The following is a 12,037-nucleotide window of genomic DNA, read 5'->3' on the forward strand; positions in this document are numbered from 1 at the left end:
TCAGCAGGTCTGGAACTCGGCGCTCATCGCCGTAAAGGCAATCACGCGCCGCAGCAGGTTGGCATCTGCGGGTTTGGCGGCATCCAGCGCGCGGGCCGGGTCCACCGCCAGCCCGGCGAGGACGGCGCGGCCCACCGCTGCGTTGCCCGCCCCCAGCAGGCGGGTGGCGATGGCGTCCGCCGCCTGCCCGGCGCTGCTGGCCGGCGCCTCGAGCATGTCGGCCGGCTGCACCGTGCCGTTGCCCCAGCGGTTCTCCATCAGCCCCTGCACCAACTGCCAGCGCTGGCGCATGCCGTTGGCGCTGATCCAGTAGGCCGCCTCTTCCGGATGCCCGGTGGGCGGCGCCCAGCCGAACAGGCGCTGGCCGGCGTTGGCGAGGCCGGCGACCAGCCCCTCGGTGGCGGTGAAGGGCATCCCCGTTCCGCGCACGAAGGCCGCCGCCAGCGCCAGCGGACGCCGCAGCCGCGCGCCGCTGCTGCGGGCAAAATCCGGCGACAGGGCGATGAGCTCCACCACCCGGGCGATCTGGTCCGGCTGGCGGCGGGCGCGCCACCACAGGTCGGCGGCGGCAGACAGCAGCCGCGGCGAGACGCCATCGCCCACCAGCCGGCGGCACAGCTTGCCGCTCAGGTGGCGGGCGGTGGCCGGGTGGTCGGCGATCAGATCGAGCACCTTGCGGCCGTCGGCGAGCGCCGGCTGGAAGGGGTCGAACTCGACGCCCAGCACGCGCTTCTGGTAGTTGTCGTGCCAGGATTCCACGTAGGCGAAGTGGCCGCTGGCGGGCAGGCGGTCGGCGCCGCCAAGGCCGCTGCCGTCCTCCACCACCCAGCCGGTGAAGGCCCGGGCGGCTTCGTACACGTCCTGGTCGATGAAGCCCTTGGGCTGACCCTTGAGGGCACCGGGCACGTCGCGCCAGCGGTTGTAGAACTCGTTGAGGTAGTGCTCGCGGCCCAGGCTGTGAAGCTCGAAGAGCTCCCGGGCGAAGTTCTCGTTGGCGGCGCCGGCGCGGGACGAGCGGTTGTTGAGGTAGTACAGCATGGCCGTGCTGCCGGCCACCGCTTCGAGGAAGTCCCGAAAGTTGCCCAGCGCATGGCGGCGGATCACGTCCCGGTCGTAGGTGGGCAGCGCGACATTGACCTGCACCATCTGGCTGGCGTCCACGTTGAAGTGGTTGTGCCAGAAATCCACCAGCACCTCGCGCAGCTGCCAGCGGCTGTGCACCGCGCGGATCAGGCAGGCCACGGCCACCTCGGAGCGCGGCCGGAAGCGCTCCGGCCCGGCCATCGGGCGCTTGTAGTCGGTGAGCGGCCACAGCTGGGCGATGGGCGCGGCAAGCGAATCGAGGGGGCGCATCTCGTCCACCGCCGGGAACTCCGGCCCCGGCGCCTTGCCCGCGTCGTAGCGGATGCGCAGGCGGGCGGCGGCGAGGCGCTCGGCGCAGTCCGGGTCGTCGCCTTCGGGCGGGGCGAGCTGCTCGGCCAGCCAAACCCGCAGGCCCACGTCGCGCAGATGCAGGCGCTCGGGGAGCGGCCCGGGCCCGAAGGCCAGCCGGCCGAGCACGAGATCGTCCGCCACCTTGGGGGGATTGCCGGGATTGTCGGGGTTGCCGGACTTGCGCCCCGCACCTGTTCGCGCCATCGAAGGCCTCCGCTGCCAGTCCTTGAGCCCCGATGATAGCCCCCGCCCTTTGCACCGGCCTTGCATGGCGCTGGAACCCCGGACGCTTCTTCGTATCAAAACGTCAGATTCCGCCCCGGACCGGGCGCTGCCCACGAAGCCGCGCCCTCCCGCAGTCGCACCCCGATTTTGCGAGGAAACCACCATGGCCGAGCAGGACCCTCTCCCCAGCCTCACCCCCGGCGCCACCCTCGACGACAAGTACACCGCCAGCACCGGCCGCGTGTATCTCACCGGCTATCAGGCGCTGGTGCGCCTCTTGCTGATCCAGCGCGACCGCGACCGGGCCGCCGGGCTCAACACCGCGGGCTTCGTGTCCGGCTACCGGGGCTCGCCCCTGGGCGGGCTGGACTTGAGCCTGTGGAAGGCCCAGGCACATCTGGCCCGCCACGAGGTGGTCTTCCAGCCCGGCGTGAATGAAGACATGGCCGCCACCGCCGTGTGGGGCAGCCAGCAGGTCACGCTGTCGCCCCGGGCGCGGGTGCAGGGCGTGTTTGCCATGTGGTACGGCAAGGGGCCGGGGGTCGATCGCTGCGGCGACGTGTTCCGCCACGCAAACGCCGCGGGCAGCAGCCAGTTCGGCGGCGTGCTGGTGATCGCTGGCGACGACCACGCGGCCAAGTCATCCACCCTGCCCCACCAGACCGACCACTTCTTCAAGTCGATGATGATGCCGGTGCTGGCCCCGGCCGGCGTTCAGGAATACCTCGACTACGGCGTGCATGGCTGGGCGCTGTCGCGCTATTCGGGCTGCTGGGTGGCCTTCAAGGCGCTGGCCGACACGGTGGAGACTTCCGCCTCGGTGGATGTGGACCCGCAGCGGGTGGTCACCGTCACGCCCACCGACTTCGCGCTGCCGCCCGACGGCCTTAACCTGCGCTGGCCCGATCCGCCGCTGGTGCAGGAGCGCCGCCTGCTGCACTTCAAGCTCTATGCCGCGTTGGCCTACTGTCGCGCCAACCGGCTCAACCGGGTGGTGATCGACTCGCCCGCACCGCGGCTGGGCATCATCACCTCGGGCAAGAGCTACCTGGACGTGCGCCAGGCCTTCGACGACCTGGGCATCGACGAGGCGCTCGCCGCCGAGATCGGCATCCGGCTCTACAAGGTGGGCATGGTGTGGCCGCTGGAGGCCGAGGGCGTGCGACGCTTTGCCGAGGGGCTGGACGAGATTCTGGTGGTGGAAGAGAAGCGCCAGCTGCTCGAATACCAGCTCAAGGAAGAGCTCTACAACTGGCGCGAGGACGTGCGCCCGCGGGTGGTGGGCAAGTTCGACGAGAAAGGCGAATGGGCGATGATCGCCACGCCGGGCCCGGACGGGCGCATCACCGTCGACCACGGCGAGTGGCTGCTGCCGGCAGCGGGCGAGCTCTCTCCGGCGATGATCGCCCGGGTGATCGCCGCGCGCATCGGGCGTTTCTTCACCTCGGCGCGCATCGAGAGCCGGCTGGCCTTCCTGCAGGCCAAGGATCACACCCTCGCCCACCGGGTGTTCGCCATCGACCGGGTGCCCACCTTCTGCCCCGGCTGCCCCCACAACAGCTCCACCAAGGTGCCGGAAGGCAGCCGCGCCACCGCCGGCATCGGCTGCCACTACATGGCCAGCTTCATGCCCGACCGGCGCACCGGCCCCTTCACCCACATGGGCGGCGAGGGCGTGCCGTGGGTGGGCCAGGCGCCCTTCACCGACGAGCCGCACATCTTCGCCAACCTGGGTGACGGCACCTATTTCCACTCCGGCATCCTGGCGATCCGCCAGTCGGTGGCGGCCTTCAACCGCCCGGCCCACGGGCGCCAGCCCACCAGCGGCATCACCTACAAGATCCTGTTCAACGACGCGGTGGCGATGACCGGCGGCCAGCCGGTGGATGGCGAGCTCACCGTGCCCCGGCTGCTGCGCCAGCTGCAGGCCGAAGGCGTGGGCAGCATCGTGCTCGTCACCGACGGCACCGACCGCCCCTGGCACGTGGCCGACATCCCCCACGGGGTGGCGATCCGGCACCGGGACGAGCTGGAGGTGATCCAGCGCGAGCTGCGCACCCTGCCCGGCGTGTCGGCGCTGGTGTTCGACCAGACCTGCGCCGCCGAGAAGCGCCGCCGCAGGAAGCGCGGCACCTACCCCGACCCGCAGACCCGCGTCTTCATCAACGAGGCGGTGTGCGAGGGCTGCGGCGACTGCGGGCGCGAATCCAACTGCATGGCGATCCTGCCCGTCGAGACCGAGTTCGGCCGCAAGCGGCAGATCGACCAATCGGCCTGCAACAAGGATTTCTCGTGCCTGAACGGCTTCTGTCCGAGCTTCGTGACCATCGAGGGCGGACGGGTGCGAAAGGGCCGCGCCGCCGCGGTGGATGCGAGCCACCTGCCGGCGCTACCCGTGCCGCGGCTGCCCGCCACCACCCAGCCGTGGGGCATCCTCGTCACCGGCGTGGGCGGCACCGGCGTGGTCACCATCGGCGCGCTGATCGGCATGGCCGCGCACCTGGATGGCAAGGGCGTGACCGTGCTCGACATGACCGGCCTCGCCCAGAAGGGCGGCTCGGTGTTCAGCCACATCCGCATCGCCGACGACCCGGAGCAGCTCCACGCGGTGCGCATCGCGGTGGGCGAAGCCAACGCGGTGATCGGCGGCGACGTGGTGGTCACCGCCAGCGCCGACGCCCTCTCGCGGATGGCCGTCGGCACCACCCACGGGGTGGTCAATTGCGCCGAGACGCCCACATCCGAATTCACCCGCAACCCGGACTGGGTCTTCCCCCTCGACAAGATGCAGGCCGCGATCGTCGAAGCCGTCGGCCGCGAAGGCTGCAGCTTCCTCGACGCCGGCGCGCTGGCCACCGCGCTCCTCGGCGACGCCATCGCCACCAACCTGTTCCTGCTCGGCTTTGCCTGGCAGAAGGGCTGGGTGCCGGTGAGCGAGGCCAGCCTCGACAAGGCCATCGTGATGAACGGCGCGGCGGTCGAGATGAACCGCCAGGCGTTTCTGTGGGGCCGCCGCGCGGCGGTGGATCAGGTGGCGGTCGAACGCCTGCTGGCGCCCGCGCCGGTAATCCCGATCCGCCCGACTACGGCCGCCGAGAGCCTCGACGCCCGCATCGCCCGCCGCGCGGCCTTCCTCACCGATTACCAGGACGCCGCCTACGCCCGGCGCTACACCGACTTCGTGGCCCGGGTGCGCGAAGCCGAAGCCCGGCTGGGCAGCCAGCGCCTCACCGAAGCCGTCGCCGACAGCTATTTCAAGCTGCTGGCCTGCAAGGACGAGTACGAAGTCGCCCGGCTGTACGCCGACCCGGTTTTCTGGCAGCAGATCGATGAACGCTTCGAAGGCGATTTCACGGTGAGCTTCCACCTCGCGCCGACCTTCCTGGCCCGGCCCGATCCGGACTCCGGGCGCATCCACAAGCTGAAGTTCGGCCCGTGGATAAAGACGGCCTTCGGCTGGCTGGCCCGGCTTCGGCGCCTGCGCGGCACACCTTTCGACGTCTTCGGCTACCACGCCGAACGCAAGGCCGAACGTGCCCTCACCGCCCAGTTCGAGGCCGACATCGGCCAGCTCATCGGCGAACTCGGCGCCGAGCGCCTGCCCATCGCCATCGAGCTCGCCCGCCTGCCGGACGACATCCGCGGCTACGGCCACATCAAGGCCGCGGCGATGCAGCGGGCAGCCGAAAAGCGCGAGGCGCTGCTGGCCCGCTGGCGCGCCGGCGGCCATCGACCGGCCAACGTGGCCTGAGTGCTGATCTGGACGGCACTACGCGATTTCATCGCGACAAACTGCACAGGACTAGGATGATCTCTTGAGGTGGGCCGAACATCTTGCCATGCAGTACCGCCATGAGAGTTCCCGAGCAACGGAACTTAGCTGGCTTGGATCATTGTCTCCAAACCCCACCAATGTCATGCAAATGAGTTAGTATAAACAGCACAATTAAGGCGACGACGAGCCTAAGCCTGTTGTTATCTCTTGACGACCTGGGAGGTCTTGAAATGAGTGCGTGGAACGTTGAGGATGCGGTGAAGATGCTGAATGGCCGGGCAAAGGATCATAGCCTGGGCCGATGTGCGGAATACACACGTATCGCCATCGAGGCTGGCGGGATTGTACTTAAAAGACATATCTCAGCCAAGGATTACGGTTCGAGCCTGTTAGCAGTCGGCTTCACAACGCTTTCGCCTGATGTGTCTCTTTTCAAAGCAGGTGACGTCGCCATCATTCAGCCGATCAAGGGGCACCCCCATGGGCATATGGCGATGTTCAACGGGAAGATATGGATTTCTGACTTCAAGCAGAATCACGGCTACTATCCCGGCCCAACCTACAGAAAAATCAAGCCGCCAGTGACGATCTATAGGTATGGATCGCAGTCTGAGCAGACTTTTATTTTTGCGCCGGTGTATGCGGTCGATCATAGTTTGGCCTGAACGGGAAGAAGAGTATGCGCCCCGTCGCAGTGGCACTATTGCGCCTATCTCTGATTTGGATGCTGGTGGGTTCTTGCTCATCCGTGGCATTTGCCGATGCCAAAGGGCAAGTGGCAGAGTTTTATGGATGGTATCTGGGGCGCATTGCCGCAGACGATCCCCCGTCCCTGTCTGAAGGGACTGATCTAAAACGTTACGTCTCATCAGCCCGCCTTCGAAAACTTAATAGGCAATTCAACAGTCCGGATGGCATGGATAACGACTATTTCATCCAAGCCCAAGACTATCTTGACAGCTGGATAAAGTACATTGCCGTAATTCCTATATCTGAATCTGCGAAGCGCGCTCAGCTCCGTGTGCAACTCGGGGAGGGGGGCGAACTCTACAAACTCAGGGTGATCGCGGTAAAAGAGGGGGGAGAGTGGAAAATCGACATGGTCAGTGTATCGAGTTCACCTTGAATCTCGTTTCAAGCGTAAGCGCAATCAACTGACCCGAGGTCAGCAGCAAAGGTTACCTCCCAAGGACGAACAGGAGCGGGTTCGATACGGATGCAGTTTTTCCGGCAGATCACCATCTCCGCGCAAACTGCAACGGAGCACCAACCAGCCCGTTCGCCCACCCCGAGCAACACGCACGATGCCCGTCTATGCTCCATTTGCCACCCTTCGCCCTGCCGCCCGCCCTCAAGGCCCTGCTGGCCCAGCTGGGCGGGGTGGCTGTTGCCTACGCGGCGGGCCGGGCCGGGCTGCTGCCGCCCGGCGCGTGGCCGGTGGTCACCGTCCAGGCCGTCGCCGCCGCGGGCATCGCCACACTGCTGCGCAGCGCCCGCTGGTGGCGCTGGATCCACCTGGGCTTCATGCCGGTGGTGGCCGGCGCCCTGGCCCTGCAGATCGCCCCGGGCTGGTATCTGGCGGCCTTTGTGATGTTTGCGCTGATCTACTGGAGCAGCTTCCGCACCCAGGTGCCGCTGTTCCTCTCCAACCCGCGCACCGCCGAAGCGGTGACCAGCCTGCTGCGCCGGGATCGACCGCCGTCGGTGCTCGATCTGGGCAGCGGCACCGGCTCGCTGCTGCGCCCGCTGGCCCGGCTGCGGCCCGATTGCCGCTGCGAAGGTGTCGAATCCGCCCCCGCGCCCTACCTGCTGTCGCGCATCCTGGCCCGCCACCAGCACAACATCGCGCTGGCCCGGGGCGACTTCTTCAAGATGCCCTGGGGCGACTACGATCTGGTGTATGCCTTCCTGTCGCCGGTGCCGATGAACGCGGTGTGGGACAAGGCCCGCGCCGAACTGCGCCCCGGCGCGCTGCTGGTGAGCAACAGCTTCCCGGTCGAGGGCGTCGATCCGGAACAGGTGATCGAAGTGCCCGACAGCCGCCACACGCGGCTCTACTGCTACCGCCCCGCCGGCCCCGAGCCGACGCCCAAGCCCTTGGCGTCAAACGCTTTTGGGCGCCGATAAGCGGCCGAATCCCCCCTCAATTCCGCCTCTCGTGCTGCCGTTAAGCAAGGAATAATGGCGTCATCGCGCCTTGCGTTCAGCGAGAGGATTTCAACCATGTCCCGCATCATCTGCGTCATCGGCAACAAGGGCGGCACCGGCAAGACGACCCTGTCCCACATGCTGTGCCAGGGCCTCGGCCTGCTGGGCCAGCGTTCGGCCTGCGTCCTCACCGACACCCACCGCGAACCGCTCTCGCCCGACGGCCGCCGCTACGTGACCGCCGACGGACGCACCCCCGAGGCACTCCAGAAGATCGTCACCAAGCTGCGCACCATGGAAGGCTGGGTCGGCGTGATCGACGGCGGCGGCAACCGGGCCGAGGTGGATCGCCTGCTCGACAGCCTCTCCGACATCGTGATCGTGCCCTTCCGCGATTCCCACGAAGACCTGCGCACCACCCTCGGTGACCTGCAGACCTTCCCCCACGCCTACGCCCTGCCGTCCCAGTGGCCCACCAACGCCTGGCAGCGGGACGCCGCCGACCGCAGCGTGGCCCAGCTCCTCGGCGAATACCGCGACCGCCTGCTCCACCCGGTGGCCAGCCTGTCCGCATCCAAGCTGCTGCTGCAGAAGCAGATCCCCGACAGCCTGCCCTCCAACCTCGGCAACGCCTGCCGCAGCCTGGCCCGGCAGGTGATGGAGATCCTCGAGATCGGCGAAGCGGACGCCGAACAGCGCGCCCGCCGCGACGCCCCGGCAGTCTCCGTGCCACCGGCGGCGGTCATGCCCGAAGGCTACGCCAGCACCGCCCGGCACTGAACCCGCCCTTCCTCGCCACTGCCCTCCCATCCCGGAGGGCCGTTTCATTTTGTCCGCCCGCCGGCACAAGGCCGCAGCGCACTTGCGCCCCTGTACAAAAAATAACCACAGACTTACTGAGGTTTTCTTCCGTCCCGCCGAAATAGCAGTCAACAAGGCGACACACGCCAGGGCGACGGGGAGACTCATCAGATGCGTAACAACGGGCCAGTTACCGGCAAGGAACAGACTTTCGGCGACGACATCGCCATCATCTCGCACACCGACGATGCCGGCCGGATCAACTTCGTCAACGACGACTTCGTGGCGATCAGCGGCTTTTCCAGCGACGAACTGATCGGCCAGTCCCACAACATCGTCCGCCACCCGGACATGCCCGGCGAGGCCTTCCGCGACCTGTGGGTCACCCTCAAGCGCGGCCGGCCGTGGTCCGGGCTGGTCAAGAACCGCTGCAAGAACGGCGACTTCTACTGGGTTCGCGCCGCCATCACGCCCAAGCCCGACGGCGGCTTCATGTCAGTGCGGGTCAAGCCGGCGGCCGGCGAGGTGCAGGCCGCCGAGGCGCTCTACCAGCGCATGCAGCGCGATCCGTCGATCCGGCTCCACGAGGGCAAGGTGCGCCGTACCGGCGTGGCCGGCGTCATCGAGCGGGGCATGGCGCGGATCGACAACATGCCCATCGGCCGCCGCCTGCTCGGGGTGATGGTCATCGTGATGGTCCTGCTCGCCGCCACCCTGGCCGACAGCCAGCGCTCGGCCCGCCAGATCGAGGCCCGCTATCAGGCGCACATCGCCCACGACGGCGCCCGCCGGGTGGACTTCTACAGCATGTACGCCCAGGGCCTGCAGATGGGTCAGGCCCTGCGCAACGCCATGCTCGACCCGGCCAACCCCAAGGCCTACGAGAACTACACCAAGGCTGCCGAGGCCTTCGAAAGTGTGGCCGGCAAGGCGCGCAGCCTCGACGAGCAGACCTTCACGTCGGGCCTGCCGGCGCGCATCCAGGATCTGCGCCGCGAGCAGCGGCAGATCCACGACCGGCTGTTCGCCCTCGTCAAGAATGGCCAGGGCGAAGACGCCCGGGCGATGCTCAACAAGGAGGAAACCCCGAAATGGCGGGAGATGCGTGACCTCCTGCTGGCCGAGATCAAGCGCCTCGACGAAGCCTCGCCTCACCTGCTGGCCGAGCTGAAGGAAGCATCCGACGCCGGCATCCGGCGCAGCCTGGGCCTTGGGCTGGGCGCCGTGGTGCTTGGCCTGATCCTCGGCGCCGGCCTGCTGGCCCGCACCGCCCGCCAGGCCGCCCGCGCCCGCGAGATGGTCTCCGCCGTGGCCGGCGGGCGGCTGTCCCTGCCCATCTGCCCGGGCAGCCGCGACGAGATCGGCGAGATCCTCACCCACGTGGCCATACTCAAGAACCGCCTCCACGAGGCGATCAGCCTGATCCAGCAGAGCGCCCGCGAGCTGGCCGACTCCAGCGCCCGCCTGGCCAGCGCCAGCGAGGCCACCGTCGACGCCACCACCACCCAGTCGTCCGCCATCTCCACCATCGCCGCGGCGGTCGAGGAGCTGTCGGTCGCCAGCGACGCGATGAGCGAGAACGCCCGCGAGGCCCTCGGCGCCGCCGAGCACGCCATCACCACCACCCGCGACAGCGCCACCATCAGCCGCGGCGCCGCCGAGACCATCGGCAACGCTGCCCGCGCGGTGGCCAGCACCGAATCCCGCATCGGCGAACTGGCCGACATGTCGGCCGAGATCAGCCGGGTGGTCAAGGTGATCCGCGAGATCTCCGATCAGACCAACCTCCTCGCCCTCAACGCCGCCATCGAAGCAGCCAGGGCCGGCGAACAGGGCCGCGGCTTCGCGGTGGTCGCCGACGAGGTGCGCAAACTGGCCGAGCGCACCGGCAGCTCCACCCAGGAGATCGCCGCGGTGATCCAGCGCATCCAGTCGGTGAGCGACGCGGTGGCCAGCGATGTGGCCGCCGGCAGCAGCCAGGTGGCAACCGGCGCCCGCGACGCCCTGCACGCCGGTGACGTGGCAGCCTCGGTCGAGACCTCCGTCGTCCAGGCTGGCGAAGCCATGCACCAGATCGGCGCGGCCCTCACCGAGAGCAGCACCACCACCCGCCACATCGCCGATCAGATGGAAACCGTGGCCGAGAACGCCGAAGTGGACGCCGACATGGCCCGCCAGTCGGCCACCGAAGCCCGCCAGATCGGCCACCTCGCCAGCAAGCTGCAGGCCCTCGCCGCCCAGTTCCGCACCTGAGCCAGCCAACGGGCATGGAAAGGGAGGGTCGAGCCGGTTTACCCGCCCGGGTCGGTCGGGCAGAATGCGCCGACTCCGACTCTCAAACCCTCCGATGCTCACTGCCCACGGTCTTGCCTGCGATCGCGGCGACCGCCGTCTGTTTTCCGCTGTGGACTTCGCCGTCGCCCCGGGCCAGTGGCTGCAGGTGGAAGGCCCCAACGGGGCCGGCAAGACCAGCCTGCTGCGCATCGTCGCGGGGCTGGCGCCGGCGGCGGACGGACGCATCGAATGGGACGGCCAGCCCGTCGCCCAGGTGCGCGACGAGTACCACGCCCGCCTGCTCTACCTGGGCCACGCCCCGTCCATCAAGGACGACCTCTCCGCCCTCGAGAACCTCCAGACCGCCGCCGCCGTGGCCGGCCGTCCGCTGGATGAGCACACCGCCCTCACCGCCCTGCGCCGGATCGGCCTGAAGGGCCGCGAAGACCTGCCCACCCGGGTGCTCTCCCAGGGCCAGAAGCGCCGCGTGGCGCTGGCCCGCCTGCTGTGCAGCCAGGCCCGGCTGTGGATCCTCGACGAGCCCTTCGTGGCCCTCGACGTGGCCGCCGTCAGCCAGCTGTGCGAGATCCTCGACGAGCACCTGTCCCGGGGCGGCATGCTGCTGTTCACCAGCCACCAGGCGGTGCAGCTCGGCGGCACGCCCTCCAGCCTGAGGCTGGGCGCATGAGCGCTTTCTTCGCCATCGTCCGCCGCGACCTGCTGCTGGCCGCCCGCCGCAAGAGCGAGGTGTTCACCGCGCTGTTCTTCTTCATGATCGTGGTCAGCCTGTTCCCCCTCGGCATCGGGCCCGAGACCGCGCTCCTGCGCCGCATCGCGCCCGGCGTGCTGTGGGTGGCGGCGCTGCTGGCGGCGATGCTGTCCCTCAACCGCCTGTTCGCCGCCGACCACGCCGACGGTACGCTGGAGCAGATGGCCCTGTCGCCCACGCCGCTGGCCCTGCTGGTGGCCGGCAAGACCCTCGCCCACTGGCTCACCGCCGGCCTGCCGCTGGTGCTGCTGGCGCCGGTGCTGGGCATCCAGTTCGATCTCTCCGCCCGCTCGCTGGGCATCCTGATGCTGTCGCTGCTGCTGGGCACGCCGATCCTGTCCCTCATCGGGGCGATCGGCGCGGCCCTCACCCTGGGCCTGCGCGGTGGCGGCGTGCTGCTGTCGCTGCTGGTGCTACCCCTGTATATTCCGGCCCTGATCTTCGGGGCCGGCGCGGTCGAGGCCGACATGGCCGGGCTCGGCGTGGGCGGACACCTGTCGCTGCTGGGCGCCCTCTTGGCGCTCGGCGTGTTCTTTGCCCCGTGGGCCGCCACCGCCGCCCTGCGCATCGCCCTCGAATAGCGCCGCCACACCCTTTTTCGGATTCATCCC

9 protein-coding genes are annotated in these 12,037 nt (G+C 68.6%); 8 read left to right on the forward strand and 1 reads right to left on the reverse strand.

The annotated features are described in order from the left end of the window. A complete protein-coding gene (locus tag GH681_RS20325) occupies positions 1–1,638 on the reverse strand; it encodes a DUF1800 domain-containing protein (RefSeq protein ID WP_153163378.1) in 1,638 nt (545 codons plus the stop codon). 184 nt (positions 1,639–1,822) lie between these two features. On the opposite strand from GH681_RS20325, the gene GH681_RS20330 reads away from it, so the two are divergent. The 8 genes from GH681_RS20330 to ccmB all read left to right on the forward strand — a co-directional run bounded on the left by GH681_RS20330 (position 1,823) and on the right by ccmB (position 12,007). Further along, positions 1,823–5,410: an indolepyruvate ferredoxin oxidoreductase family protein gene (locus GH681_RS20330; protein ID WP_153163379.1), complete on the forward strand. Its 3,588-nt coding sequence runs from the start codon at positions 1,823–1,825 to the stop codon at positions 5,408–5,410. A gap of 254 nt (positions 5,411–5,664) precedes the next feature. Further along, complete coding sequence (locus GH681_RS20335) at positions 5,665–6,099, forward strand: hypothetical protein (RefSeq protein ID WP_228112005.1); 435 nt, start codon at positions 5,665–5,667, stop codon at positions 6,097–6,099. Positions 6,100–6,113: 14 nt separating this feature from the next. Further along, on the forward strand, positions 6,114–6,560 hold the full coding sequence (locus tag GH681_RS20340; RefSeq protein ID WP_153163380.1) for a DUF3828 domain-containing protein: 447 nt from the start codon (positions 6,114–6,116) through the stop codon (positions 6,558–6,560). 188 nt (positions 6,561–6,748) lie between these two features. Next, on the forward strand, positions 6,749–7,561 hold the full coding sequence (locus GH681_RS20345) for a trans-aconitate 2-methyltransferase (RefSeq protein ID WP_228112006.1): 813 nt from the start codon (positions 6,749–6,751) through the stop codon (positions 7,559–7,561). Between the two features lie 96 nt (positions 7,562–7,657). Beyond that, positions 7,658–8,362 (forward strand): hypothetical protein, encoded by a 705-nt coding sequence (locus GH681_RS20350; protein ID WP_153163381.1) that lies wholly within the window; start codon positions 7,658–7,660, stop codon positions 8,360–8,362. 192 nt (positions 8,363–8,554) lie between these two features. Next, positions 8,555–10,636 carry a PAS domain-containing methyl-accepting chemotaxis protein gene (locus GH681_RS20355; RefSeq protein WP_153163382.1) on the forward strand — a complete coding sequence of 694 codons (2,082 nt, stop codon included), beginning with the start codon at positions 8,555–8,557 and terminating at the stop codon, positions 10,634–10,636. Positions 10,637–10,730: 94 nt separating this feature from the next. Next, positions 10,731–11,345, forward strand: a complete 615-nt coding sequence (ccmA, locus tag GH681_RS20360; protein WP_153163383.1) for a cytochrome c biogenesis heme-transporting ATPase CcmA — start codon at positions 10,731–10,733, stop codon at positions 11,343–11,345. Next, entirely contained in the window at positions 11,342–12,007 is a 666-nt protein-coding gene (gene ccmB / locus GH681_RS20365) for a heme exporter protein CcmB (RefSeq protein WP_153163384.1), read from the forward strand. Before ccmA ends, ccmB begins: the two co-directional genes overlap by 4 nt. Positions 12,008–12,037: the final 30 nt, after the last annotated feature.

The sequence above is a fragment of the Zoogloea sp. 1C4 genome (genome assembly GCF_009469605.1).
Lineage (GTDB): Bacteria > Pseudomonadota > Gammaproteobacteria > Burkholderiales > Rhodocyclaceae > Zoogloea > Zoogloea oryzae.

Coding starts and splice junctions, on each gene's coding strand:
- GH681_RS20325 (WP_153163378.1), bottom strand. CDS start 1,638: ATGGCGCGAACAGGTGCGGGGCGCAAGTCCGGCAACCCCGACAATCCC.
- GH681_RS20330 (WP_153163379.1), top strand. CDS start 1,823: ATGGCCGAGCAGGACCCTCTCCCCAGCCTCACCCCCGGCGCCACCCTC.
- GH681_RS20335 (WP_228112005.1), top strand. CDS start 5,665: ATGAGTGCGTGGAACGTTGAGGATGCGGTGAAGATGCTGAATGGCCGG.
- GH681_RS20340 (WP_153163380.1), top strand. CDS start 6,114: ATGCGCCCCGTCGCAGTGGCACTATTGCGCCTATCTCTGATTTGGATG.
- GH681_RS20345 (WP_228112006.1), top strand. CDS start 6,749: ATGCTCCATTTGCCACCCTTCGCCCTGCCGCCCGCCCTCAAGGCCCTG.
- GH681_RS20350 (WP_153163381.1), top strand. CDS start 7,658: ATGTCCCGCATCATCTGCGTCATCGGCAACAAGGGCGGCACCGGCAAG.
- GH681_RS20355 (WP_153163382.1), top strand. CDS start 8,555: ATGCGTAACAACGGGCCAGTTACCGGCAAGGAACAGACTTTCGGCGAC.
- ccmA (WP_153163383.1), top strand. CDS start 10,731: ATGCTCACTGCCCACGGTCTTGCCTGCGATCGCGGCGACCGCCGTCTG.
- ccmB (WP_153163384.1), top strand. CDS start 11,342: ATGAGCGCTTTCTTCGCCATCGTCCGCCGCGACCTGCTGCTGGCCGCC.